General features: G+C 37.0%; 27 protein-coding genes. 21 read left to right on the top strand and 6 right to left on the bottom strand.

The features are described 5' to 3' along the window. Positions 1 to 65: 65 nt before the first annotated feature. From IEX29_RS10775 to IEX29_RS10760, 4 genes are read left to right on the top strand one after another with little or no spacing between them, the layout of a single operon-like run. Positions 66 to 1,295, top strand: coding sequence for an ABC transporter permease subunit (locus tag IEX29_RS10775; protein ID WP_204799031.1), 1,230 nt, complete (start codon positions 66 to 68; stop codon positions 1,293 to 1,295). A 59-nt stretch (positions 1,296 to 1,354) separates the two neighbouring features. After that, positions 1,355 to 2,515 (top strand): hypothetical protein, encoded by a 1,161-nt coding sequence (locus tag IEX29_RS10770; RefSeq protein WP_188734474.1) that lies wholly within the window; start codon positions 1,355 to 1,357, stop codon positions 2,513 to 2,515. Positions 2,516 to 2,556: 41 nt separating this feature from the next. After that, positions 2,557 to 3,456, top strand: coding sequence for an ABC transporter ATP-binding protein (locus tag IEX29_RS10765; RefSeq protein WP_188734473.1), 900 nt, complete (start codon positions 2,557 to 2,559; stop codon positions 3,454 to 3,456). A gap of 26 nt (positions 3,457 to 3,482) precedes the next feature. Continuing rightward, complete coding sequence (locus tag IEX29_RS10760; protein WP_188734472.1) at positions 3,483 to 4,187, top strand: hypothetical protein; 705 nt, start codon at positions 3,483 to 3,485, stop codon at positions 4,185 to 4,187. 320 nt (positions 4,188 to 4,507) lie between these two features. Here IEX29_RS10760 and IEX29_RS10755 read toward each other — a convergent pair whose 3' ends face one another. From IEX29_RS10755 to IEX29_RS10745, 3 genes are all read right to left on the bottom strand, one after another. Then, positions 4,508 to 6,112, bottom strand: coding sequence for an FMN-binding glutamate synthase family protein (locus tag IEX29_RS10755; RefSeq protein WP_188734471.1), 1,605 nt, complete (start codon positions 6,110 to 6,112; stop codon positions 4,508 to 4,510). Positions 6,113 to 6,415: 303 nt separating this feature from the next. Further along, positions 6,416 to 7,330: a carbohydrate kinase family protein gene (locus tag IEX29_RS10750; RefSeq protein ID WP_188734470.1), complete on the bottom strand. Its 915-nt coding sequence runs from the start codon at positions 7,328 to 7,330 to the stop codon at positions 6,416 to 6,418. 116 nt (positions 7,331 to 7,446) lie between these two features. Then, positions 7,447 to 8,193 carry a MurR/RpiR family transcriptional regulator gene (locus IEX29_RS10745; protein ID WP_188734469.1) on the bottom strand — a complete coding sequence of 249 codons (747 nt, stop codon included), beginning with the start codon at positions 8,191 to 8,193 and terminating at the stop codon, positions 7,447 to 7,449. Between the two features lie 263 nt (positions 8,194 to 8,456). Between IEX29_RS10745 and IEX29_RS10740 the strand changes: the two genes are divergently transcribed. The 15 genes from IEX29_RS10740 to IEX29_RS10670 all read left to right on the top strand — a co-directional run bounded on the left by IEX29_RS10740 (position 8,457) and on the right by IEX29_RS10670 (position 20,861). Continuing rightward, complete coding sequence (locus tag IEX29_RS10740) at positions 8,457 to 9,305, top strand: class II fructose-bisphosphate aldolase (RefSeq protein ID WP_188734468.1); 849 nt, start codon at positions 8,457 to 8,459, stop codon at positions 9,303 to 9,305. An 11-nt stretch (positions 9,306 to 9,316) separates the two neighbouring features. After that, complete coding sequence (locus tag IEX29_RS10735; protein ID WP_188734467.1) at positions 9,317 to 10,321, top strand: zinc-dependent alcohol dehydrogenase family protein; 1,005 nt, start codon at positions 9,317 to 9,319, stop codon at positions 10,319 to 10,321. Positions 10,322 to 10,347: 26 nt separating this feature from the next. After that, positions 10,348 to 12,000, top strand: coding sequence for a PTS system mannose/fructose/sorbose family transporter subunit IID (locus tag IEX29_RS10730; RefSeq protein WP_188734466.1), 1,653 nt, complete (start codon positions 10,348 to 10,350; stop codon positions 11,998 to 12,000). Between the two features lie 15 nt (positions 12,001 to 12,015). Next, a complete protein-coding gene (locus IEX29_RS10725; RefSeq protein WP_188734465.1) occupies positions 12,016 to 12,462 on the top strand; it encodes a PTS sugar transporter subunit IIA in 447 nt (148 codons plus the stop codon). Beyond that, on the top strand, positions 12,431 to 12,904 hold the full coding sequence (locus IEX29_RS10720) for a PTS sugar transporter subunit IIB (protein WP_188734464.1): 474 nt from the start codon (positions 12,431 to 12,433) through the stop codon (positions 12,902 to 12,904). The genes IEX29_RS10725 and IEX29_RS10720 overlap by 32 nt, the downstream gene beginning before the upstream one ends. A 13-nt stretch (positions 12,905 to 12,917) precedes the next feature. Continuing rightward, complete coding sequence (locus IEX29_RS10715; RefSeq protein WP_188734463.1) at positions 12,918 to 13,703, top strand: SDR family NAD(P)-dependent oxidoreductase; 786 nt, start codon at positions 12,918 to 12,920, stop codon at positions 13,701 to 13,703. Between the two features lie 23 nt (positions 13,704 to 13,726). Then, a complete protein-coding gene (locus IEX29_RS10710; RefSeq protein WP_188734462.1) occupies positions 13,727 to 14,458 on the top strand; it encodes a GntR family transcriptional regulator in 732 nt (243 codons plus the stop codon). Positions 14,459 to 14,474: 16 nt separating this feature from the next. Further along, positions 14,475 to 15,086, top strand: a complete 612-nt coding sequence (locus IEX29_RS10705) for a P-loop nucleotide/nucleoside kinase family protein (protein ID WP_188734461.1) — start codon at positions 14,475 to 14,477, stop codon at positions 15,084 to 15,086. Between the two features lie 332 nt (positions 15,087 to 15,418). Then, complete coding sequence (locus tag IEX29_RS27230) at positions 15,419 to 15,664, top strand: PfkB family carbohydrate kinase (RefSeq protein WP_188734697.1); 246 nt, start codon at positions 15,419 to 15,421, stop codon at positions 15,662 to 15,664. Positions 15,665 to 15,947: 283 nt separating this feature from the next. After that, positions 15,948 to 16,655 carry a Crp/Fnr family transcriptional regulator gene (locus IEX29_RS10695; protein ID WP_188734460.1) on the top strand — a complete coding sequence of 236 codons (708 nt, stop codon included), beginning with the start codon at positions 15,948 to 15,950 and terminating at the stop codon, positions 16,653 to 16,655. A gap of 293 nt (positions 16,656 to 16,948) precedes the next feature. Next, positions 16,949 to 17,560, top strand: coding sequence for an ECF transporter S component (locus IEX29_RS10690; RefSeq protein ID WP_229720176.1), 612 nt, complete (start codon positions 16,949 to 16,951; stop codon positions 17,558 to 17,560). Beyond that, entirely contained in the window at positions 17,553 to 18,293 is a 741-nt protein-coding gene (locus tag IEX29_RS10685) for an energy-coupling factor transporter transmembrane component T (protein WP_188734459.1), read from the top strand. The genes IEX29_RS10690 and IEX29_RS10685 overlap by 8 nt, the downstream gene beginning before the upstream one ends. Continuing rightward, entirely contained in the window at positions 18,290 to 19,141 is an 852-nt protein-coding gene (locus IEX29_RS10680; protein ID WP_188734458.1) for an energy-coupling factor ABC transporter ATP-binding protein, read from the top strand. Before IEX29_RS10685 ends, IEX29_RS10680 begins: the two co-directional genes overlap by 4 nt. Then, a complete protein-coding gene (locus IEX29_RS10675) occupies positions 19,142 to 19,954 on the top strand; it encodes an energy-coupling factor ABC transporter ATP-binding protein (protein ID WP_188734457.1) in 813 nt (270 codons plus the stop codon). After that, positions 19,935 to 20,861: a nucleoside hydrolase gene (locus tag IEX29_RS10670; protein WP_188734456.1), complete on the top strand. Its 927-nt coding sequence runs from the start codon at positions 19,935 to 19,937 to the stop codon at positions 20,859 to 20,861. The genes IEX29_RS10675 and IEX29_RS10670 overlap by 20 nt, the downstream gene beginning before the upstream one ends. A gap of 160 nt (positions 20,862 to 21,021) precedes the next feature. On the opposite strand, the gene IEX29_RS10665 is transcribed toward IEX29_RS10670, so the two are convergent. Continuing rightward, positions 21,022 to 21,708: an RraA family protein gene (locus IEX29_RS10665; protein WP_188734455.1), complete on the bottom strand. Its 687-nt coding sequence runs from the start codon at positions 21,706 to 21,708 to the stop codon at positions 21,022 to 21,024. 21 nt (positions 21,709 to 21,729) lie between these two features. Continuing rightward, positions 21,730 to 22,662, bottom strand: a complete 933-nt coding sequence (locus IEX29_RS10660) for a hydroxyacid dehydrogenase (RefSeq protein ID WP_188734454.1) — start codon at positions 22,660 to 22,662, stop codon at positions 21,730 to 21,732. A gap of 144 nt (positions 22,663 to 22,806) precedes the next feature. Here IEX29_RS10660 and IEX29_RS10655 point away from each other — a divergent pair, with 144 nt between their 5' ends. Continuing rightward, on the top strand, positions 22,807 to 23,670 hold the full coding sequence (locus IEX29_RS10655) for a LysR family transcriptional regulator (RefSeq protein ID WP_188734453.1): 864 nt from the start codon (positions 22,807 to 22,809) through the stop codon (positions 23,668 to 23,670). Between the two features lie 35 nt (positions 23,671 to 23,705). Here the strand turns inward: IEX29_RS10655 and IEX29_RS10650 are convergent, their stop codons facing one another. Further along, positions 23,706 to 25,025, bottom strand: coding sequence for a 2-hydroxycarboxylate transporter family protein (locus IEX29_RS10650; RefSeq protein ID WP_188734452.1), 1,320 nt, complete (start codon positions 25,023 to 25,025; stop codon positions 23,706 to 23,708). A gap of 358 nt (positions 25,026 to 25,383) precedes the next feature. Here IEX29_RS10650 and IEX29_RS10645 point away from each other — a divergent pair, with 358 nt between their 5' ends. Then, a complete protein-coding gene (locus tag IEX29_RS10645; protein ID WP_188734451.1) occupies positions 25,384 to 26,268 on the top strand; it encodes an iron-containing alcohol dehydrogenase in 885 nt (294 codons plus the stop codon). Positions 26,269 to 26,410 lie beyond the last annotated feature (142 nt).

Below are 26,410 nucleotides of genomic sequence, written 5' to 3'. Positions count from 1 at the left end.
CATCTAGGACATTAAGTATGCATGAAAAGATAATCCGTCAAATTGTATCAAAAGGGGAATTAGGAATGACTATATCCATGATAATGCACGAATTTAAAATGATGTTCCGGAGCAAAAAGAATATTTTATTTATTATCGCATTAATTAGTCTTATCGCAGCTTATTGTTTTTTAATTTTGCCTAATATGGAAACAGCTGATTCCTTTGATATAGAAGAGAAGGAGGCTGAGATGCAAAACCTGGGGGCCATGAGGCAAGGGATGATTGATAGAGGTGGAACAGGCTTTGGTGAAAAGACTGGAAACCCTTATGCCCAAAATACATATGACCTCCAAGTGAAAAGCAGGCTTATTTATGCCTTCAAGGATCAGAATTTTGGACGTTTTGTCCAACTAAAAATGAAGGATGATGCTTATGACACGCAAATTGCAAGCCTGGATTGGCAGCTGATTTCTGATGCACCTTATCCGAGCCTTGATATGGAACGCAATGTAAGCTTAACAAGTCAGCGTTTTCAAGGTTATCTAGATGCAAATGTGCCGATTACCTATGAAATGATAGAACAGAAAACGGCGCTGCAGACAGCTGTTAAGTTTATTCTCGATACGACAGCTGTGATCGTGCTGTTTTGTGCAATATATTTCAGCAGTGACATGATAACCAGGAATAAAGAACACCGCAGTGTCCTGCAGGGGATTCCGGTCGGCTGGTATCGTCTGATAAATGTGAAGTCATTGGCTGCTTTTATATATACCCTGTTAATTCTACTTGGTTTATTTTTAGTGGCGATGCTGCTTATCGCTATTCAGAATGGCTTTGGTTCGTTTAAGCTGCCAGTGCCGATTACATTGCCGAGCTCGGAGCCGGATGATTATTCGGGTTACCGGCACAGTGAGTTTGATAATATTACGATTGCAAAATTTCTGCTCTTGTCACTGGGTATCATGCCGATTCTTATGTACCTGTTCATCCGTTTAAATGCTATTTTTAGTCTATTATTTAAAAATCCCTGGATTGTTATCATGGTCAGTACAGTTCTCTTATTCTCAGAGAGAATCTACTATTCCAGGACAACAACCGAGCTTTTTGGAATCGAGCTGAGTTATTTCCCGCAGACCTACTTTGATTTTGGCCGGGTCATTTCGGGTGAAAAATATTACTTGGTGCATTTAGAATCTATTACCTATCAGCAGGGGATTATTGTCTTATTAAGCAGCATTGTCGTCCTGGAAATCATCCTGTTTGTTGTTTCCCGGATGATAACCAAGCGTAAGTTTTACCGTAAAGCAGCATAAGTGGAAGTTGCGTTTATTGAACAATGATGAGATCACATTGGCCAGAGAGGATAATTCATATGTTTTGGAAATTTAGCCTTTTTGAAATCAAGCTATTATTGAAAAATCGGAAAAGTGCCTTCATCGCTCTATTTCTGCTGCTCTTTTTCCCATTATTTTTTATGTACTACAGTCATGAAGAGCCGAAAGACTTAGCAGAACAGAAAAGAGAGGAGACACAGACCTCCTATGCTGTTTTTTATCATCTTGACCAGCAGCGTCATGATGTGCCTGAGGTAGCAGAGGTATTTGATTATCATTCACAGATTCAAAGCCTGCTCGGTATGCAGGTGTGGAATATTGGCAGTGGAAAAGATGGAGAGCAATACGTTGAGGAAGGCCTGGAAATCAATCAATTACGGCTGAAGGTGCATGAATTAGGAAATGAAGGTATCCCGGATTATTTAATCATCCCGAAGGAAGAGATATTAAAGGAAAATGCATTGCTGGAATATATTAAAGACAACAATTTACCAGTTGATTCGGAATCATTTATGACCAATAACTATTTTGCAGATGCCTTCGCGATGATGTCTGGCCTGGTGTTTCTTGTTATTATTTTAATCAGCGGAAATGAATTACTTGTTTATGAGCTAAAGCACCAATCGGTGATGCGTGGTCTGCCTTTAGCCTTTATGCGGAAGGTAACAGGCAAGGTGATGGTTTACAGTATATTTATTTATCTGTTTCTTCTGCTTGGATTTTCAATAGGCAGTCTGTATCTGTCTGGAAAAATGGAGGGGAATGAAATTTCCTTCCCAATACTTATTTATCAAAATGAAGCATACACAGCGATTTCAGCCAGCCATTATCTTCTTTATCTCTTTCTAGGGATGGCGCTGGTTACAATTTTATTATTATTGCTATCTATTCTATTAAACATGCTTTTCAAAAATGCTTTTGCCAATATACTGGTTGGGCTTGGTATTTATCTATTACCTGATATTGTAATGGCTGCCGGCTTCAATTTGAGCTTTTTACACCCGGTTAAATTTATTGATATGAGTAAGGTCCTGTCTGGTGAACTTGCTGTTGAACTCGGGAACAGCTTTATTGATTATTGGAATGCAATGGCTGTATTAGGTGGTATAAGTCTTCTCTTAATAGGTGTTATTTACGCTATTAATAAATTTGATTACCGGAGAATACCTAAGGATATGCCATTAGAAAAAACATTCTAAAGAGGACGTACTAAAATAAACGAAAAGAAAAGAGGTTTATCATGCTGAAGCTGGAAAATATTTCTGTAAGCTATAAAGATAAAGTGGTATTAGATAACCTTTCACTTACTGCAGAAAGCGGAGAAATTATCGGTTTAGTAGCTCCGAATGGCACTGGGAAAACAACCTTATTTCATGTGATTTCTAACTTTCTAAAGCCCAATAATGGTACAGTTATTTTTCATGACAAGCTGCAATATAAAACGGAAAGAAATGAAATAGCGATTCATAAACAGCTGACGACCTTTCCGGAACAGAGAGATTTGTTTGAAGAGCTGAGCGGTCTGGATCATATGAAGCTGTATGCCAATATGTGGAAGGGAAGCACAGCGCATGTACAGAAGATTTGTGAACATCTCCGTATGGAAGGGTATGTGAAAAGGAAGGTAAAAACATATTCACTGGGGATGCGTCAGCGATTATGCTTTGCCATGGTAGCCGCTGCAGATACCCCTGTTATGCTGATGGATGAATTAATGAATGGACTGGATGTAGAGAATGTTGCCCTTATTTCAGAATATTTGATACAGATGAAAAGAGAAGGAAAGCTTATATTTGTAGCATCACATTTGCTTTCTAATCTTGATTTATATGCGGACAGGGTTCTTTACTTAAAAGGCGGCAGGATTATTCATCAGCAGGATTTCAGCCGTACGGATGAGAAATTTATTAAAATAGATTTATCAGCTGAGCAGTATGGAGCATTAAAGGAGTCTTTGCCAGAGGACCATCTTTATATTGCAAACCACCTATGCTGTATTCCGATCGCAAATATGGATGAAGCAGAAAAGAATAGGTGGATTACCAGATTGTCAGCTTATGAAGATAAAGAATTAACAATTGGACCGCTTGGAACTGCTGAGTATTATGAGAAATACTATCATGAAGATGGAAAGCTGTAATGCTATGAGGAAGGAGCGTGGATGAAGTGAAACAAATATATTTCCTCATTGTTCTAATCTGCTTGTTTGTACTGATCGGCTGCAGTCAGCAATCCTCTAAATCTGAGAAGGTATTAAGCTATCAGGAAAATAGTGAAATTATTGGAGAAGAAAAAGAAGAGATTGTCGGTGAGGTCAGTGATACGATGTATGAATCCATTGACCGCAGTAATGCTGAAGCTGAAGAATTTATTATTGGTCCTGTCTCAAGAGAGGGAGAAGAAATTACTCCACCGGAAGGCAGATATAACGTCGGTTTCGGTTTTAGTGATGACTTTCAGTCCGGAAGGGTGCTCGTATATGATGAAGAGGATACGCTTCTTATCGAGGCATTGTTGGATGATGGTTATGGATTAAGAAGCATTACTGTAGATTTAAATGGTTCTCATACAGTTTATACGGATGGGGTTGAAGAGCTTATCCTGATTCCGAAAGAGACAAAAAGTTCCAATGAATTAACAACGGGTATCTCGGAAGTCGGGAAGGATATTGAACCTGGAAATTATTCCGTTGCAACAGACCTAGAGGATGGAATAGGCTATTTGGAGATTTTTGAAGAAGGAGAGCAGCCGCAGGTTTTTGAGGTTTTGATTAATCCGCTGGAGCCGGATATTGATGTTGAATTGAAGGAAGGGCAGAAGGTGAAGATTACCGGCTTTTTGTCTGGTTTGCAGTTTGAGCCGCAGTCTTAGGGGAAAGTGGATAAAGTTTAATTATTTTCATGTGAATTTCGAGTGGGTATTCAATGTTCTGTTATTGGGATTTGAATAAATTCGAAGTTCTTTTTTTGGAGAATAGTGTGCACATCTCCCGGCTAAAAAGAGAGATTGATCATAAATTTATGCAGCCGGGAGATAATGAATGTTAACCCTCTAAGCTAATTAACAATAACCTTCAGGGAGTAAATAATCACGAGATTTTGTGTAAGAAAGGCAATCACTGCTCCAAAAAATTTCGTCTTATAAAAAATAAAAGAAAGCCGCACTAAAAGTTCCACATGAAACAAGCCGGATTAATTAGAAACCGAAGCAGGAAAATCTTTCGCAATCAAATCATCCAATGAACAAACGCGTTGATAGTCATCTTTATATTGAATATGTGACGATTGAATCTCTGTTGGTGAAGTGACACCAGCAGCTGCTGATATACGAAAAAGGCTCTCACGGAGAGTAACGAGATAATTCAATGCCCGATAGGACTTCTCATCGACAACAAGCGCTTTTTGCAGCTTTGGATCTGTGGTTGCTACACCGACAGGACATCGATTGGTATGACAGATTTGCGCCATAATACAGCCGACTGTAATCATAAATGCCCGGGCAATCTGAACAAGATCCGCTCCCATGCCTAGAATGACAGCAATTCGGTCTGCCGTAAAAAGCTTTCCGGAAGCTATTAATTTAACACGATCGCGAACTCCGTATTTTTTCAATGTCTGGTCTGCAATGATAACTGCAGATTTAATCGGGAGACCAACCCGGTCTGCCAGTTCCTGAAACGTTGCGCCTGTTCCTCCTTCCGAACCATCTACCGTAATAAAGTCTGGGCCTGTACCTGTTTCTCTCATATAACTGGCAATGTCATCTAATGAGTCCGGACTGCCGATAACTAATTTAATGCCAACGGGCAAGCCTGTATGATTGCGGATCTGTTCGATAAAAGAGAACATAGAAGGAACATCGTTAAACTCATGAAAACGATTCGGACTGTCTATCTCCTGATAAGGGGCAACATTCCGGATAGAAGCAATTTTTTCTGTTACTTTTTCTGCGTCGACATGCCCTCCACGAGTTTTTGCTCCTTGTGCAAGTTTTATCTCAAAGGCTTTGACCTGAGCAATTTCGCTCTTTTTCTTTAGTAAATCCCAGCTGAAATCGCCAGCTTTTGTACGGACACCAAAAAGCCCGGGGCCGATCTGAGCAATGATATCTGTATTGCCTGCTAAATGATAATCCGACAGGCCTCCTTCCCCAGTGTTCATCCAGGAGCCGCCAGCCATGCCAATTCCTTTAGATAAGGCGGAAATTGCATTTTCACCTAATGCACCATAGCTCATGGCAGACATACCAATTACCCCTTTCGCACGGAAAGGTTCTCTGCAGGAAGGGCCAATAACTACTGTATGTTCGTCGTTTAAGAGCCACGGCTGAATTTGCTTATCCTCCAATTTTTCTTTCCGGCTCAATAAATTATCCTCTTGTACAGCATAAATTTTAGAATCAACCCATTGTGTATTATCAACAGCTAATTCTTCCTGTTGTTTAGGAAACATAGCATTTTTTACATAGAAATCCGCCTTCTCAAAATCACGGCGTGAGCCAAAGCCAATCATATTTTTCTGATATTTGGCAGGCATAATAATATCTCGATAATCATCACGGGAAAATGGTTTTCCAGAGGTGTCGTCATCAAATAAATACTGTCTGAGCTCTGGTCCGGATTTTTCCAGGATATACCGTATCTTTCCAAGCAACGGGAAATTGCGTAGAATGGCATGCTGTTTTTGTTTGCGATCCTTCCAGTATATGTAGGCAAATAAGACAAGCGGTATAATAATAATCGCTATTACCAGGATAATTAGTGCAAATAAGATGAAAACCCATGCTGAAAAATCCATTGTTAAATGACTCCTTTCTATATTTCTATAAAAATGTATATAAGGATTTAAAAGAAATGCATATAGAATTAATACCCATTTTGGAAAGGATTACACATAGTAGGAGGTGAAAAATGGTGAATGGAAACATAATTATTTAATGTATTTGTGTAAGAATTGGAATGCATTAGTGTTACTTCTGATAAATACACAATCAGATTTGACGATTCTAGTAATAAAAAAATGTGTAAGTAAGAAGGGGCTGAAACAAACTCCTTCATACTTACACAGCCTATATTGCACTTCCTGGATAATATAATCATGTCAAAATTTTATTTTTACCCCTCTTTCTATTTTTCGATTTCTAACGCTCTCTAAAGTTGGAATGGAGAGCTGTCCACCAAGCGTTTCCACAGAAATGGAAGAGGTCAGTGAAGAAATCAGTATAGTATCTTCTAAAGAATAATTATTATCTAAGCAGTAGGCAAAAGCACCGTGAAATATATCTCCTGCTCCGGTAGTATCCACAGCTTCTGTAATAAAAGCTGGTATATGATAAATATTTTCTCCCTTTTTGTAGATAGTCCCATCACTCCCGAGGGTAATTACAATTGTATTTGAGTTAATTTCCTTAAGTTTGGAAAAGGTTTCCTGCCAGGTTTGCTCATCATTCATATCAATAGTTACTCCGGAATATTGATAGGCGAAATCTTTTGAGCAAACCAGATAATCAACAGCTTCAATAACCTCTAAAAGCTCCGGTTTAAAAGTTCCTGCGTCCATGAGTGTAATTGCCTGCGGGTATCTTTCAACTGCTTTAAGAATACTTTCTTTTTCATGCCCATCAATGAGAATGACGTCTGGTGAGTGATCTGGCCAATTTATCTCAAAGTCTTCCTGAGGCAAAGGATTATTTAGAATGGTCCGATGTCCATTTTGCTGATTCACAATAATACAGCTGATACTGGTAGCCAGCTGATTATCTATTTTTAAGGAGGCAGTAGCAACCCCGGCGGCCTCTAATTGGCTTATGATTTTCTGCCCGAATAAATCTTCTCCAATACGTGCTATAAGTGAAGTTTTGCTTCCCCATAGTGCGCACAGATAAGCAGCGTTTGCAGCGGGTCCTCCCATACATTCTATTCTTTGTGGAATGCGGTATTTTTGATTTTCAACGATCGGTGTATCGGCTGGGAAAGTTATATCGTAAACTGCCTGGCCGATAGAAAGAATACTCATTTGATTACCTCCTGTCCATTCATATTGAGAATGTCATTACTAATATAATTGTACTCAATTTTGCAACGTAAATGGTTCCATAATATAAGGAATAAGAAAGCATTATGAAAATCTATTCATTTACTGATATATTCTATAATTGTCCGGGTAATGATGTTTAAAGGTATTCTGGAATAAACATCTAATCCTTTAATCTTCATAATATTTTCGGTATGTCCAAGAATGGTTATATCTGATAGTTCCTCTAATTTTGTTCCCGGTTTACAACAGATAGTAACCATTTTGGCATTATTAGTCTTAATAGCCTTTGCAGCACGTGCCAATTCAGGAGTAGTACTTTGAATTGTAATAAAAATGGCTAAATCTCCTTCTTTCACAATTTTCCCTGCATTAAGCATCCACATAACATCTTTTACAATCACCGTATTAAACCCAACCAGTTGTAAATACATTTGGAACTCCTCTGCTACCAGAGCTGTAAATCCTCTTGAAAAAATATATACGCGATTGGCGTTTTCTATGAACTTAATCGTATCGAGTATGGCTGTAGTGCTTATGTTGTCTATTGTCTGCGTGCATTCGCGGAAAGACTTTGCCAAAATTTTATTGACTTCATAAGGTGAATTGTTTTCCCCCTTTTTTTGTTTTTGTTCTGAAATTTTGAATTTCAGCTCTGAAATGCCTGAGAAGCCGCATTTTTGTATGGTTCTGGAAACAGTAGCTGAAGAGGTGAACGATTTTTCAGCAATGCTGGTAATCGACATCACCGGAATTTTATCTTCATTTTGATTTATATAATCTATTACAAGAGCTTCAGCTTCAGAAAGTCTTTCATAAATTTCTTTATCCAGCTGGATAATCATCTTAAATCCTCCTAATTCTGTAATCAGTAATCTATGAAAAATAAAAGAACTATATGATGAATAAGTTTTCAAAATCACCTGCTTTAACAGATTTTTTGGGAAGCGTTTTCATTAGATAAGCGTCTGAAAGCGTTTTAATTAATATATAATAAAACTAATAAATATACGTATATTTAGATATTATAACATTCGAATGTTTAGGTCTATTGCAAGAGTTTAGGAAGGATTTAAAGTAAATAAGCAGGTTGGAGGATAAATAAATCATGTATGTCACATTAAAAGAAGTTTTACAAGAAGCTGATGACTTAAATATGGCAATAGGGGCTTTTAATACGCATAATTTAGAAATGTTTCCAGCGATTATGAAAGCTGCCTATAAACAGAAATCACCAGTTATTGTTCAAGTCAGCAGTGGAACAGCTAGTTATATCGGCTATCAAAATCTGGTAGCTATTTGTAAATCAATGACAGAAGAATATGGTGTCGATGCAGTATTACACTTGGATCATGCTAAAAATTTTGATGATATCCGTAAAGCAATTGATTCGGGATTCAGCTCTGTTATGTACGATGGTTCTTCCTTTCCCTTGAAAGAAAATATTCTGGGGACAAAGCGTGTGGTAGAGTACGCTAAAGGATTTGGAGTAAGTGTGGAAGCTGAATTGGGAACAATCGGTGGAGCAGAGGAGGGTATTATCGTTAATCAAGATGAAGTGCAGTTAACGAATCCAAAGGACGCCGCTGATTTTGTAGAGCTGACCGGAATTGATGCGCTTGCGGTCGCTATTGGCACCAATCACGGGCAATATAAATCGAAAACATCTATTCATTTTGAACAGCTTGAGATGATCAGAGATGCAGTAAGTATCCCGTTAGTAATTCACGGAGGAACGGGTGTCAAAGATGAAGACGTCAAAAAAGTAATCGATTTAGGTATTAGAAAGTTTAATGTAGGTACGGAGTTATTAGTTGGGTGGAATCAAAAATCAAAGGAATTATACGATAAGAACAAAGAAAATGTATCAAGCAGAAATAATATTATTCCCGGATTAGAAACGATTGAAGAAATTGTTGAGAGGAAGATACAGCTATTCAAAAATATAGAAGGTTGAGGTAATACATCGTGAAGGCAGGTTTTTATGTTGGAGATTATAAATATGAAGTAAGAGAAATTCCAAATCGGGAACCAAAAGGGGCTGAGGTGAAAATTAAAGTTGCCTGGTGTGGCCTCTGTGGTACGGATATTCATAAATTTCAAGGGATGAATGGCGCAAGTGTGATCATTCCTCCCGTTATTCTGGGACATGAATGTTCCGGTATCGTTGAAGCGGTTGGACCCGATTGCACCTTGTTTAAACCGGGGGATCGTGTAGCCTGTGATCCTAGCTATGGATGTGGAAAATGTGATTGGTGTAAGCAGAGATTCCCTAATTTTTGCGATGAGCGGCACGGAGTAGCAAAGGGGTTTAGTGAGTATGTATACCCTCCCGAGAAAAATGTCTACCATATATCAGATTCACTTGATTTGAAAAGTGCTGCTTTTACGGAGCCATTATCATGCGCTGTCCATGGATTGGATTTAATAGAAATGAAAAGCGGTAAAACGGTTGTCATGTACGGGATGGGGGCAATAGGCTCTTTAATGCTGCAGTTGATCTGCCTTTCTGGAGCTGCCCAAATTATTGTAGTTGAGAAAGAAGCAGAGAAGCGGAAGCTGGCAATCGAGCTGGGAGCTTCAAAAGCAGTAAGTGATATGGAGATTGAAGAGATAAGTCAAGAAATAAATGTTGATTATGTAATTGAATGCATTGGCTTGAAAAGAACAATGGATCAGGCAATAAGAATAGCAGGTAAAAAAGGAAAGGTACTCTTATTTGGGTTAGGCAATCCAGATGAATATGTAAGCTTTAACCAATTTGAAGCTTATAAGAAGGAGGTAAGTATTTACACATCCTATTTAAATCCGCATACGTCTCAAAGAGCAATTAACTTATTGGAATCAGGAAAAATTGATACAGAGAAAATTATCAGTGCTGAACTTAATTTGGAGGAAATTGGAACCGAATTAAAGCACCTTTCACATTCAAAAAAAGGGAAAGTAATGGTTTATTTGAGCGGAGAATATTAAATTAATCCATTAGAGGGGTGAATCAAATGGTTTTATCGGGAATATTGGTGGCTTTACTGGCAACATTAGGGCAATGGTGGTTTTTTGGACCTATCACAAAGTGTCTGGTTTATCCATTAGTGACAGGAACGCTTGTCGGCGTTTTTATGGGTGACCCGATGCTGGGAATGTTAGCTGGGGCAAATATACAATTGATCTATCTGGGATGGATTTCCGCAGGTGGAACAATGCCTAGTAATACAATCGTTGCAGGTGTATTCGGTACTGCTATGACATTATTATCTGGAGCAGAGCCTACACTCGCTGTCACATTTGCCATACCATTCAGTATGTTTGGCTTATTGTTAAATCAAGTGTATATGACTGTGAATGCAGCATGGATTCATCGAGCAGATAAATTGCTGGAAAAAGGTAATCTGCGCGGGGTACGGCTGATGAATTATGTGCCTTCATTTTTTGTAGCCTTTATATTATATGGTGTTCCAGCCTACTTACTTGTTGTTTCTGGAAGTGGCTGGGCACAGAATTTAATAGAAACTGTTCCTGAAAGTGTTATCAGTGCTTTAGAGGTTGTCGGAGGTACTATGCCGGCTCTTGGTATTGCTATGTTATTGAATTATTTAGGAAAGAAAAAGCTCATTCCGTGGTTTATCGGCGGTTTCTTTCTTACTGTCTACTCAGGCTTGGGAATAACAGGGATCTCCATATTCGCAGCAGTTATAGCTATTATCTTATATTATAATAGCAGCAAACCCGCAGAAGAGAAGAAAGGGAAAACAGTAAAACGTCTGACTGTAGATAAAAAAATCACCCCTGTTACCGTTACTGAAGATGCTAATGCTTTACATCCGTCAGAGACATATACGAAAAGGTTATCAAAAGCAACCTTAGTTAAGACTTGGTTATGGTCTACCTCTGCTGAATCTTGTTATAATTATGAGAGACTGCAGGCCTTGGGATCCGCTAATCTCATGTTAACACCGATAAGAAAATTATATGATACGAAGGATGAGCAAGTAGAAGAGCTGAAAAAGTATATGATCTTTTATAATACGGAGCCGCATACAATTGGTCCGATTATTAACGGCATAGCTTGTTCGATGGAGGAAGCGCGTGCCAATGGACAGGATATAGGTGAAAATGATATTAACTCGGTCCGGACAGGATTAATGGGACCTGTAGCTGGAATTGGAGATACAGTTATGCAAGGAATTCTTTTCCCTGTTATCTTCGGGATTGGTGTTTCGCTGGCGTTGGAAGGAAGTTATTTAGGTCCAATCCTGGCTGTATTAATCTTTGAGTTACTCATTTATGGATGCGGTTACATGATGTTCTTCACTGGTTATAAGCAAGGAAAGACATCCCTGCTTAAAATACTGAAAAGTGGAACGATAGACCGTATCATTAATTCTTTTAGTATAGTGGGATTAATGGTAGTTGGGGCGTTAGCAGCCAGCCTGGTCAAAGTTATGACTCCTTTATCTATAGATATCGGAGAAGGAACGACAACCTTTCAAAGTGTTTTAGATTCTCTTGCACCAGGATTAATTCCATTAGGGATTACGCTATTTGTCTGGTGGATGCTAAAAAGAAAAGTCAATACCGGATGGATTATCATGGCAATATTTGTGCTGGGGATTGCCGGCTATTATTTAGGAATCTTAGGATATAACGGATAATAACGAGGTGAATATATGATCAATGTTGTATTAGTCAGTCATGGAGCTTTCTGCCAAGGGTTATTACAAAGCTTAAAAATGGTGGCAGGGGAGAACTTTGGCGTTAAAGCGGTATCTTTAAATGAAGGAGAAGCACCGGAAGAATTTCGAATAAAGCTGGAGGAAATTATCAAAGAAAATCATATAGATAGTGAGCAAGAAACCATTATATTATCTGATATACCAGGTGGTACTCCTTTTCAAAGCGCAGCTTATCTGGCGAAGAGATATAAAATTGGTTTGATCTCAGGAATGAATTTACCAATGCTGCTGACATTGTGTTTTGAAAAATCACGTCATAACAGCTTAGAAGAATTAGTTGATAAAGTGACAAGCGAAGGTTCCTTGGGAGTTCAAGCGAAATTATTTAAAGAAGGGGAGAAAAGTAAACGTGAAAAACTTAGTATTGACAAGAATCGATGATCGGCTAATCCATGGGCAGGTTATGACAGCCTGGATAAAAAATAGAGGAGCAGAGCAAGTGGTTATTGTAGATGACGCCACGGCAAATGATGAATACATGATTGAAGTATTGGAAATGGCTGTGCCAGAAGAAATAGCAATCGGCATTTTTACAAAAGAGGATGGTGTACGATTTTTCGAACAAGGTTTAGATGCACCTACTATCCTTCTGGTAAAAGGTCCGCAAGTCTTAAATTATTTAGTAGATAACGGTATAAATATTGATGAAGTTGATGTAGGCGGGATGGGAGCAAGAAAGGATAGAACGGTTTTATATAAAAATATTTCGACGAACGAGGGAGAAAAGGAACAATTTAATGAGCTCCTTGAAAAAAAGGTGAATGTATATATACAGGTAATGCCGCAGGATAACCCTGTCAGTATTTCCGAGTACTTGAGATAGGCAGTGTGAGAATATGAATACGGAGAGATTAGATGGAAAAGTATTTGTGATCACGGGTGGAAGCAGTGGAATGGGAGCTGCATTAGCTAAAGATTTTTGTAGCAGAGGTGCAAAGGCAGCTATTTTTGATCTTGATGAAGTAAAAGGAATAAAAGTCGCTGAAGAGATAAGAGCCTCAGGAGGAAATGCTGCATTTTTTCCATGTGATGTGACAAGTAAAAAGCAGATTCATGAGCGGGCGGATGAAGTGGAAGAGAAGCTTGGGTTGATTACTTCCTGGATTAATTCTGCAGGAGTTTCTAAAATGAAGCCATTTCTTGAAAGTGAAGAGGAATTTTGGAATTTAACATTAAATGTAAATTTGAAAGCGACATTCTTATGCTGTCAGATCGCAGTAGAAAAAATGTTGAAAAACGGAGGCGGGGAAATCTTGAACATGGCCTCCCTGTCTGGAAAAAAAGCCAGCTCCTGGCAGACAGTATATTGCGCAAGTAAATTTGGAGTAATGGGATTAACACAATCGATTGCGAAAGAGTTTGCAGACAAAGGCATTCGTATCAATTCCCTCTGCCCGGGGATTGTCCATACAGAAATGTGGGAAAAATTAAAATATGATTATGCAAAAAAAAGGGACATCGATCCAGATGAAGTGATGGATTATTTTAAGCAAAATATTCCGATGCATCGTTTAGTGGAAATAAAAGACGTTATCAACGCTGCTATCTTTCTCTTGACAGATAATTCTAGCTATTTAACTGGTCAATCTATTAATCTGGCAGGTGGTGAATGGATGGATTAGTAGGTTTCCAGGGAGGTTATCATATGAATAAATTAGACTTTAGTGGAAGAGAACAGCTGTATCATCAAATATATAGCTTACTATTCCAGGATATTATGAATGGTAAGTACCGTGTTGGAGATATGATTCCTGCTGAAAGTGAACTGATGGAATGCTACCAGGTGAGCAGAGCAACTGCCAGAAAAGCAGTGGAGCTGTTGGCGAACGATGGATTGGTCAAAAAAAGGAGAGGTATTGGAACATTTGTTACTGCCTCAAAGCCTAAAAATGATTTGAACAGGGTAATTAGTTATAGTAAGAAGAATCAGGCGGATTCAGCAATAGTAAGTAAGCATACGCTTGACGTGAATATTCAGCCGGCAGATGATGAGCTTGCATCAAGACTGAAGGTTGAGATAAAGACTCCTATAATTTGCTTGAAGAGATTACGGTGTGCGGATCAAGAACCTTCTTATCTGGAATTTAATTATTATGAGCAGGATTTTGTCCCAGAAGTATATAATAGAGACTTCTCAAAAGAGTCATTGAGAGCATTCCTGAAAAATTATTATAATATACAATGGTCCTATGCCAATCAGGAAATCTATTCTATTCTTGCTGAAGAGAAGCTTGCTGAACTCCTTCAAGTAAGTATAGGGAGTCCTATCATTCAAATAAAGCGGGTCTCCTATGATATTAATAATATACCAAGAGAATTTGTTTCTACATTTTACAGGGCAGACAGACATCACTTAGAAATCGAACTATCTATATAAGTAAAGGATAGATAAAATGAGTCAACTTATTCTAATAGGCGGTTATCCTGGAACCGGGAAAACCTATTTATCAAAAAAAATACAGCAGAGATTTCCTGTTTTTCAGATGTTATCAGTGGATGACATAAAAGAAGAGAATTGGGATTCGTTTGGTTTTAATAACCTGAAGGAAAAAGAAATACTCAATAAAAAAAGTATCGATGATTACTATGAAAAAATGGAGAAGCATTTTCAACAAAAAGATTATGTAATATCAGATTATCCCTTCAGTGCAAAGCAAAAGGACCGTTTGGAATATCTGGTTCAACATTATAATTATCAAGTAATGACGATTCGTCTGGTAGCAGATTTAGATGTTTTATATGCCAGACAGAAAAAAAGAGATTTGGAAGACAGCAGGCATCCGGGGCATTTGTTGACGGCTTACCATAGAGGAGAAGTACTTTCAGAGGATTTAAGAAAAAATAACGTGCTGGAGTACAATGAATTTATAGAAAGATGTAAAACGAGGGGATATGACCGTTTCTCTCTTGGGTATCTATATGAGATGAATGTCAGTGATTTTGCGGATATTGATTATGAAGCCTTGTTTTCAGTTATTTCAGAGTGTATTCAAAAGCGTAAATAGCTTTTTAAAAGTAATCATAGTATCTGAAGAACTTCGAAAAGGTTGTTACTGCTAAAGAGGCTGGTTTTGTTTCCGGCCTCTTTTCTTCTACTTATCCATTTGTAATTATACTCCTTCTGAAAAGCAATACCTCATTGGAGCCTGTAGAGTCTTCGGATATCTATTTAAAATCAGATCAATATCCAATTTTCCTCTTACCTATATTGTAATTGAATACAGAGGTGAATATGTTGAGAAACAATAAAAGAATTCTGATTATAGGAAGTTATAATGTAGGCTTGCATGCAGAACGGAGCGAACCCCCATACGGGGAGAAGCATTATTAGCGTAGAATTTTTTCGGAGAGTAATGGAGGCCAGGGTACTAACCAAGCGGTAGCAGTTTCAAAACTGGGAGGTGATGTATCTTTTATAGGATGTTTAGGCAATGATAAGTTTGGTGATGACGGTATTAACATGTTAAAAGAGCAAAATGTTGATATCAGCACCATTTTTAGAGCAAATAAGCATACAGGTGTAGGATTTATCCTATTAAAAAATAAAAGTGAAAATTGCATTTTGATGGACGGGTGCCCGTAGTCTTAGTTGTATTCACTGGAGGATGAAAAGAAAAAACTCATTGAATGAAGTCTCACTTTACCAGAAAAATTGCAGTTCAATCAAAAAAGAGTATGATAAAATAAAAACCAAAATTAAAACGTCATTTATATTCATAGATATACGTATCTCAGTGTATTGTTTCTCGATCGAAATCAATGCTCTATTAAGCGTAAACTCTTGTAATATAATTATTCATTTATTAGCGTCAATTCACTGGCATAAATATATACCCATTTAGTATAGAGTACAGGAGAGATATCGGATGAAATTAAAGAGAGTATGGGATAGGTACGCAGACGAAACCAAGTTTAATTTTTCAATTATTTCCGAATTCCTTGATGATTATGGTAAGGAGATGGTTTTGAAACCAGATACTGTTATTGTCTCCAGGGGTGATTTCCCGACACATGTTTACTTTATTAAAGAGGGAGTAGCTACTGGTTTAAGAGATTACGAGGATGGAAAGGACTATAATTATTTTCAGGTGGACCAGACGAACGGGAATATAGGACTGCTTGAAGTCATTTCCAGGAGGGAGCAGTATATTGCTACCATTACATGTTTAACTGAAGTAACATTAATCAAGGTTGATTCTGCAATGGTATATCAATTAATCATGTCCGATATTTCACTTTTGCGGAGGTGTTCTGTCCTGCTGGCGGAAGATTTATATAGCAGATCCGGGAATGACGGTCTGTTTTATCATTATCAGGGGATTGATAGAGTCCGGTATTATTTAACTCGATATTATGAAAATAAAGCGATGAAACAAGCAACGGATAGCATTTATATCAGTGATTATTATAAAGATATTGCCAGTCAAACAGGGATAAGTCTCCGCACTGTAGGGAGAAGTATACAAAAATTAAAAGCACTTGATGAGATAACCGGTTTGAACAGAAAATTAATGATGACAAAACAGCAGTATATTAAGATGAAAAAGCATATTTGGGTTAGTGAAGATAAGTGATAATATTATCAAATAGCCTATACCAGGATTAAATACAGCCGATTCACAAATTAGAACGGTTTCCACTCATCCCACTGCCATTTTACTTGAATTGTGAATATAAAAGTTACAGCTGAAAGGACATCTGACCTTTCAGTTTTTTTCTATAGGAGGATATACTGGGGTTAAACAAAGAGAACCTTCCAGGAAATGAGAACGCTTTAAGTATATTCAATTACAAATCTTTGGCAAGGGATCATCCTGGATGCCATTGATGGATATACATTATAAAATCTAATTAAAAAAGGAGCAGGATGATGAAAAGAGGGATAAAGCATGATTTCTCGTTGCTGGCACTATTACTAATTCCAGTAGGTGTTTCATTGAATGTGGTAGGATATCAATTATCAACGATTCTAAAGCTGCCTGTGTTTATTGATCAAATCGGAACTATCATGGTATCGATGATTGCAGGTCCATGGATTGGGCTTTTGGCGGGACTTTTAGGGAATGTTGTTAATGGAATGCTGAATCCAATTGCAATAGGCTTCAGCATTGTATCAGTAAGTGTTGGCCTTGTATCAGGATACTTTTCGAAATGGAGATTCTATACCAATATTTTCGGAATCATTATAGCTTGTGTTCTTTTGACCATTGTGCAGGCTTTTTCTGCAGCGATTGTAACTGTTTTTCTTTTTGGTGGTGTGACCGGTGCAGGAACAGATTTAATTACAGCAACATTTCTTGCGACAGGCAGGGAATTATGGAATTCTGTTGTGTCTACAAATCTCATTTCGGGAGCAGTCAACACCATTATTAATTTCGGAATCAGCTGGCTGATTATTAGAAAAGTACCAGACAGATTTTTAATTAAATTAAATTACGGAGCACCTTATATTAAGAAAGAGGTGAACGTAAATGGATAGCCGTATAGGGAATTTGTATCCTTCTTCCAAATTTACTTTTATAATACTGATTATTCTGTTGAGTATGCTTGTACCCGGATTTATATTCCAGTATATGATTTTTCTGTTCATCTTCCTGATAAGTCTCTTTTCAGGGACAGCGATAAAATTTTTATCAACATTTATGAAATCTATTCCAATCCTTATACTATTTATTTTTATCTTTCAGGTTTTTCTTATTGTGAATGAGGATTCTCAGCAAATATGGGCATTTATCCATTTCTCTCAAATAGGTTTAATGACAAGTTTAACGATGACATCCAAAATTGTTGCCATCAGTTCAAGCATTATTTGGTTTTTTCAGGTCACCCGAGTTAAAGATATCATTTATGCTTTAGAGCAATCAGGTGTTTCGCAAAAGGTAACCTTTGTGATTGCTTCTACGATTCAACTTATTCCTCAGATGCTGAACTTATCCAGGACAATTGCAGATGCTCAGAAATCACGGGGAATCGAAACGGAAGGAACCCTGTTCGTCAGAATGAAGGCTTTTATTCCCATGATTGGCCCTCTGGTTCTGTCTTCTATTCAGCAGATCGAAGAAAGGGTACTTGCTTTAGAGTCACGAGCTTTTTCTTCAAAAGCTAAAAAGACATCAATCTATGAGTTGAGAAAACAAAAAATCGATTATATTATAGTGATATTTTGTATACTTGTTCTTATTGTTTATATTGTTTGGAGGATAAAATTATGAGTATTATATCATTAATAAATATTAACTACACCTATCCTTTAGAAGAAAAACAGACCATCCATTCTCTTTCCCTGGATTTGGAAAAAGGATGTGTTTATGGCTTAACAGGGGCAAATGAATCCGGAAAAACAACAATATGCAATATCATCAGAGGTTTTATACCTGAGTTGTATAAAGGGGAATTGACTGGAGAGGTTATGATAAAGGGAAAGAATATCAATGATTATAACATTGGTGATCTGGCAACGATTATTGGCTATTCTTTCCAAAATCCTTTTACACAACTATCTGGAGTAAAGGATACTGTCTATGAAGAAATCGCCTATGGTATGGAGAATATTGGTGTCCCGCGTAGCAAGATGATCCAGAAAGTTGATGAGATCGTTAAAATGTTCCAGTTAGAAGACTTAATAGATAAAAATCCTTTTGAATTATCCGGAGGACAGAAACAAAGGGTGGCTATTGCATCAGTTGTTGCACTTGATCCAGAAATAATTATTTTAGATGAACCGACTTCACAATTGGATCCTAAAAGTACCGAAGATATTTTTGAAATCATTCAGTTATTAAAAAAACAAGGTAAAACAATCTTGCTGGTAGAACATAAGGTAGATTTACTGGCAGCATATTGTGATGAAATTTTATTAATCAGTCGTGGAGAACTTGTTATGCAGGGGCCGGTGAAAGAGATCCTGTCGAATCCTAAAGTAGTAGAGTATGGGGGACAGCTGCCTCAAGTTGCTTTATATTTCATCAAAAAAGCAAAGGCGAATGGTTCATCAGTAAGTCAAGTTCCATTAACGGTTCAAGAAGTTTATGATCACCTAAATAAGGATGGTGAAGTATAAATGTCTTACCTTTCTCTGAAAAATGTATCGTATTCTTATGCGAATGGGTATGAGGCTGTCCAAAATATGAATTTAGATTTCGATTTAGGTGAATCAGCTGCAATTATTGGACAAAATGGTGCTGGTAAAACAACAGCAGTTAAATTAATGAACAGGCTTCTGATACCAACAAAAGGAGAGGTGTTAGTCAATAACCTTTCTACAAAAGAAGCGACAACAGCAGAAATTTCTAAAATGATCGGCTATGTATTCCAAAACCCGGATGATCAAATTTTTCAAGATACTATTTATAAAGAAATTGCCTATGGCCTGAAAAATCAAAAGTTGGGATCAGATGTGATGAAGAACAAAGTGGAAGCTGCAGCCGAAATTTGCGGATTGAAAGAATCCTTAAATGAACATCCGTATAACCTGCCATATTCTAAAAGGAAATTCATCACCATTGCCGCAGTGTTGGCTACTGATCCAAATGTAATTATTTTAGATGAACCCACGGCAGGACAAGATAGAGAATCAACAGAACGCTTGGGCAAGCTGATTAGTCATTTAGCAAATCAAAACAAGACTGTTATTACAATTACACATGATATGGAATTTGTTGTGCGCGAATTTAAGCGAGTTATCGTTTTGGCAGATAAACAAAAAAGAAGAGATGCTTCGCCAAGAGAAATTTTCTGGGATGAAGAACTTCTGAGATTAAGTGATTTAAAACAACCGTTTATCTGTCAATTAGCAGATACCTTGGGATATAAAGGAATTCTCACGATAGAAGAACTTCTGGAAAGGGATAAAAATGAAACATATTATAATTGATTGCGACCCGGGACACGATGACGCATTAGCCATCTTAACTGCGATTGCTAATAGAAAGAAAATAAATATTTTAGGTGTGACAACTATTGGTGGAAATCAGACTTTAGAAAAAGTCACTGCTAATGCAAAAAATATATTGGAGTATGTTGATTCTAGTATCCCTTTAGCGACCGGACAAGCAGAACCGTTAACGAAAAGTTTACGTATTGCCCCGGAAGCACATGGAGACAGCGGGATGGACGGCCCATACTTTCATGGTGAAAAATACCCGATTGCTTCCGATAATGCTGTTCTATTTATGTACAATAAAATTATGGAGTGTGATCACAAGGTGATTTTAGTCGGGCTAGGTCCTTTGACAAATATAGCATTGCTGCTAAAAGTGTTCCCTCAGGTGAAAAATAAAATAGAATATATCAGCATCATGGGGGGAGGGCTGGATCATGGTAATATAACCCCCCTTGCTGAATTCAATATCTATGTAGATCCAGAAGCAGCGAAGATTATATTCCGCTCGGATCTCCCGATTGTCATGTCTGGATTGGATGTTACCGAAAAAGCAGAAATAACGGTAGAGGAAATTAAATCATTGCAGCATAAAGGCAGAGTGAGTCATCTGGCCTATGAATTGCTCCATTTCTATAATCAATCAGGGAGACAATTTGGCTTTACTAACAGTCCCATACATGATCTATGTGCTATCGCATATATATTAAATCCGGACATATTTTCTGGAAGCTTCTATTCAGTTGACGTTGTGACGGATGGAACCGCAAGAGGTTTAACCTTTGCTGATAAAAGATTCGTTTCCGATAAAACAAAAAACACGCTGGTGTTGGACGAAGTAGATAGAGATAAGTTTGTAGATTTGTTGGTGGGAGCCTTGGCAGTGTTGGATGGGGAGTAGTAGATTGGTAGTTGGAAAATTATAGGAGTCTGGGGCGAAATCCAGTGAAAACTGAAAAAGTGATTTTCTACTAAGATTAAGTAGGAAATCACTTTTTTAATATTATTGACTAGTTGTGTTCCATCCTCTTTACTTATTTGAAAAAGTATCCTTTACAAACCTATAAAAACCAATAACCATCCGCTTTTAATTGTTTAACAACTTGAGTGGCCAATTTACTGCTCTCCCACTGCCCGTTTTTAATTTGGGTTAAAGAACTTTCTTCATTTGCTCTTAATGTAGCTACTTTTTCAAGAATTTGTTCAGCTTCACTTGGAGGAATGACAACTATCCCATCTTCATCGCCTAATATAATATCGCCTGGATGCACGACCTGGCCTCCGCATGAAATATCAACATTTATTTCACCCGGTCCTTTTTTGTAGGGGCCTCTTCCTGTAATTCCAGCTGCAAATACAGGGAAATCCTCTGCTAGCAGGTAATCTACGTCACGTACACAGCCATCTACAATAAATCCAGCTATCTTTTTACTTTTAGCATAGGAATACATAATTTCTCCACAGACGCTATAGTTCATGTCCCTGCCGGAATCTGCCACAATGACATCGCCTGGCTCAGCCATTAACAGGGCTTGGTGAAATAATAAATTATCCGCAAGGGCAGCTTTAATAGTTACAGCCTGTCCGACTATCTTTCTCTCTGCACCCATTGGTCTAATATAGGCATTCATACTATACAGACGCTCCATGCAATCAGATACATTTGCACTATTACAATCTCGGAATGCTTCTATTAAAGTATCTTCCGTTCTTTGTTTATTATTTATAATTCGTTTTCCAATTGTCATAATATACTTCCTTTCTTTGATTTAAACTACTCTATATTTCGGTTCTTTATTTTCTAAAACTAATAGTACTTCTTGAACAATAGTCAAACCAACTAATTTTGTAGCTTCTTTCGTGTTTGCACCAATATGGGGTGTACCAATAAAATTTTCTAAATGGAGTAGAGGATTGGCGCCCGTTGGTGGTTCATTTAAAAAAACATCACTGGCAGCAGCAAAGATTTTTTTCTCTTTCAGCGCATTGTATAGAGCTGTCTCGTCAACGACTCCTCCTCTGGAAGTGTTAATTAAAATGGCATTTGATTTCATATGACACAGATTATCTTTGTTTATTAAATGCTTAGTACCATTGTTTAATGGGACACTGATAGATACAAAATCTGATAATTTCAAGAGATCATCCAGATTTTCTATTTTCTCAATTCCCAGCCCTTCGCATTGTTCTTTACTGATAATTGGATCGAATGCAATAACTCTCATGTTAAAACCATCTCTAGCTATTTTCGCTGTATTTAATCCAATTTTGCCAGCACCAACTAATCCTAATATTTTTTTGTTCAATTGATAGCCGATAAGATTTTTGGGTCCAATAGATGTTAATTGATTATTTTTTCCTTTTTCAAAACTTAAGCTAATCCGGCGGGCTGCGTTTGTCATCAGTGCAATAATTAATTCAGATACGGATTGAATATTCGCTTCCGGGGTATAGACTACTTTGACCCCATGTTCTTTAGCGGCTTTTATGTCTATAGAGTCGTAGCCAACACCGTGTTTTCCGATTACCTTTAATTTTGGAGCGCTTTCAATGAGTGAACGGGGGACAGAGAAAGTACGCAAAATAATTGCATCAACCCCACTTATCTCCTTTAAATCATTTGTAATATCAGCATGTTTTTCTAGAAGTTCTATAGCTTCTTCATCAATATATTCATTGAGAAAGACTTTATATTTTGCCAATAGACACACTTCCCTTCCATAATTTTAGTTGTTATATTTAATTATTTGATTTATAAGATTAGTGTAAATATTATATTTTATAATGTAAAATAGATATATAGGGTATTAAATAGCATTTTATTTCATATTAAGGAGGTATTAAAAATGAATTTAAATTTTATTCCAACATTTTTGACCATTGTTCGTAAAAAGTCTATCAGTGCAGCTGCCGAGCATATGTATGTTGCTCAGACAACTGTAAGCCAGCGTCTAAATGTTGCTGAAAAAGAGCTGGGTTTTAAATTAATCGAAAGAGGCAAAGGAATGAAAAATGTTGTTTTGACTCCTGCCGGTGAAGAATTTTTAAGATTAGCTGAACAATGGGAAAACATTTATAATGACTTGCAAATATTGAAAAAAGATGGTCCCAAGCTAGATCTCAATATAGGATCTGTAGATAGTTTTAATACATTCTTTTTGCATAATATCTATAAAGAGATCAATAATACTCCTTCAATATATCTTAATTGCCATACCCTTCATTCCAGTGAAATTTATGCCGGTGTTGATAATAAAACATTAGATATTGGGTATGCTTTGATTCATAGAAACTTTGAAAATGTACATGTCAGGAAATGCTTTGAATCTGATTTGGTGCTTATTCGTTCTGGGTCTCTTAAAAATGCAACAGTACATCCTCTAGAGTTAGATCCACAATATGAATTATTTATGCCATGGGGAGAAGAATTTAAAAGATGGCATAATTATTGGTGGGATCCTTTAAGCATTCAAAAAATTAGAATAGACGATATTCATTTGCTGTTAGATATTTTAAAGAATCCAGTATATTGGGCCATTGTGCCTGAATGGATTGCAGAAACATCTAGCCGGTATCATGATGTATCTATTCAACATTTTTCTGAAGCTCCTCCTCCGTATACTTGCTATGAGCTTACTCATAAAAATCCAAGCTCATCCAAGCATTCTGCAATCAATCATTTTCATACTTATTTTCAAAATGTGAAATAAAAGGAGATGCTGGTTACTGCAGTATCTCTTTTTTTCTAAAGAGAAGCTACAATTCCCATCACAATGAGCGTGAGAACACCACCGATTCGAGTCGTCACTTGTAAAAATGGATATAGCTGGATTCGATCACTTGCTTTTAATACAGCTATATCACCGGTTCCTCCCATATCTGCTAGAGCAAGTCCAGAAATAATGGAGGATTCAATAAAGTAAAAGCCGATTAGCCAGCCGGCAAATCCAGCAATAGTAGCTAAAACAATAACAATGATAGTAACTAAGAACATATGAGATGGGTTTAGTATTAAAGAAATAACCCGATTAATATCTATTAAACTTGCACTTATTGCAACAAGTATAGCTGGTACCCATAATTTAGTGATGAAGTTAAACCAGACTTCTGCTCCGATATTAATATAATCTGGAAGAATATTCGTTACTTTTAAGATAGCAGCTATGATGATAATCCAAACAAAAGTATGGAATGTAGGGATTAATTCACTTAATAGAGAACCGGATACATATAATCCGCCTGCTATCATCATTCCTATTCCGACATTACGGAGAGATTCTTTCAGATTTTTTTCTTCGCTATGTTGAAAATTATTTGCACCTTTTCTTAGTGGATTTCCCTCTCCAGAAAAACCTTTTACGAACATGTTTTTATTTCTTTTTCCTAAATAATTTAATATTGCAGCAAAAAGGATACAAATAATATTTGAAACCATCACCGCAGGAGCGAGAATATCGAAATAGTCTGCTGAAGTTCCGCCTAAGTTACTGGCATATATCTCTGATAAAGGGATAGCACCTGTTGTTATACCACTAGCCATAATCGGTGCAACCATCATTAAAATAGTATATTTAAACCCGAAACCGAATATTTGTCCTAGAATACCTGCGACTAACGCTCCCAGTAATATGGTTGCTAATAAAGGAATGAGCATTTTTACCGCTACGGTAATCAGAATTTCCTTCTTAATTCCTAATATACTTCCTACAATTAAGCCAGCTACAATAAAATCAGAGAAACCAAACTGGCTGTAAAAGCTTTCAGCCAGCTCCGACGTGTTTTCTGGCAGAACACCTGCGTATACTAAGATGGCGGGAAGCAGGATACAGAGAATAGTACCGCCGCCAAAGTCAGAAAAAATAGGGATTGAGTTACCTATCCAAATCAATAATCCACCTAACCCCATCATAATCATTAAGGAAGTAACAATATTTATCGGCATAAGGTCCATATAAAGAGTTGTAAAAACTGGTAATAAGATAATCAAGAATAACGGAAATTTAATTCCGTAGATTTCTTCATGAAAAATATTTTTCTTTTCCAGGGTATTTTTAGTCACTGTCATTTCATCATCTCCTTCTGTCTGGAATAAATAGTAAAAAATATCCAATTAAATGACAACGCTTTCTTTAAGCTGATCAGCTGATAACCAAATGAAAGATTATTCATACTATTAATCATAATATTAAAATTAATAATGTAAAACGAATAAAAATTGTATTTAATAGCACTTTTTTTGCTATATAGAAGTGGAGATCAATATATTTTTGAATTTGGAATGTATTATTTCCGTTAGAGATGTCTATCTATACTAAAAATAAGAGAAGTATTAAACGTTAGCTTAGCTAAAGAGGAGAGTTGCTTAAAGAAGGACCGACAGTAATGAAAAAGCATTGTATTTTTACAAGTATTTGTATTACATAATGTTACTAGAAACACAATCTTATGTATCTTCTAAAGCAATTGCAACAGGTGTTTTATATGATGGAGATATATGGGATTTTTACACGAACAAAACAGCTCCTGTAGAAACATTACCGGTTGGTGTTGTTTTAACAATCGCTGCAGCTGGAAGTGAAGGAAGCGGAAGCTCTGTTATTACTAATGAGGATGGATGGTATAAGAGACCGTTGGATACAGATGTCATCAAGCCGGCATTTTCTATATTAAATCCAGAATTAACGTATTCTTTACCCAAATATCAAACTATGTGCGGTGTGACAGATATTATGTCGCATATTATTGAAAGGTATTTTACAAACGTCAGCCAAACAGATTTAACCGACAGATTATGTGAAGCAACTCTAAAAACAGTAATAAATAACGGGCGAATCTTATTAAGAAATCCTGATAATTATGCTGCCAGAGCTGAAATTATGTGGGCAGGAACCCTGGCGCATAATGGTTTATTAGATACTGGACGAATTGGAGACTGGGCTACACATATGATTGAGCATGAGGTGAGCGGAATTTATGATATAACCCATGGTGCTGGTTTGGCAGCATTATTTCCAGCCTGGATGAAATATGTAAAAGATGAAAACTTAGATAGGTTTGTTCAATTTGCGGTCAGAGTTTGGGATGTTGATCTTGCCTTTGATAATCAGGAAGCAATCGCTTTAGAAGGAATTAGACGTTTTGAGAAGTTCTTAAGTGAAATTGGTATGCCGACAAAACTGCCACAATTAGATATTCCTGATGATAGATTTAACGAAATGGCAAGAAAATGTGTTGAATTTGGACCGGTGGGTAATTTAAAAGAATTAAATGAAGCGGATGTTCTCCAAGTATTAAAACTTTCGTGTTAGCTTTATTTAGTAAGCAGTTTTACAAAGTTTACTTTAGCTCACTAGCATTGCATTAATTATGTCTAATAATACAAAATAATCCTAATTTTCGGTTTTTACTGTTTTAAGCCATAAAAAAATCCTTTATAATGAATTGGTCAGG

Source organism: Oceanobacillus neutriphilus, assembly GCF_014645515.1.
GTDB lineage: Bacteria > Bacillota > Bacilli > Bacillales > Amphibacillaceae > Oceanobacillus > Oceanobacillus neutriphilus.
Note: the sequence above shows the minus strand (reverse complement) of the source record. Positions and strands in the feature narration are given on the sequence as shown.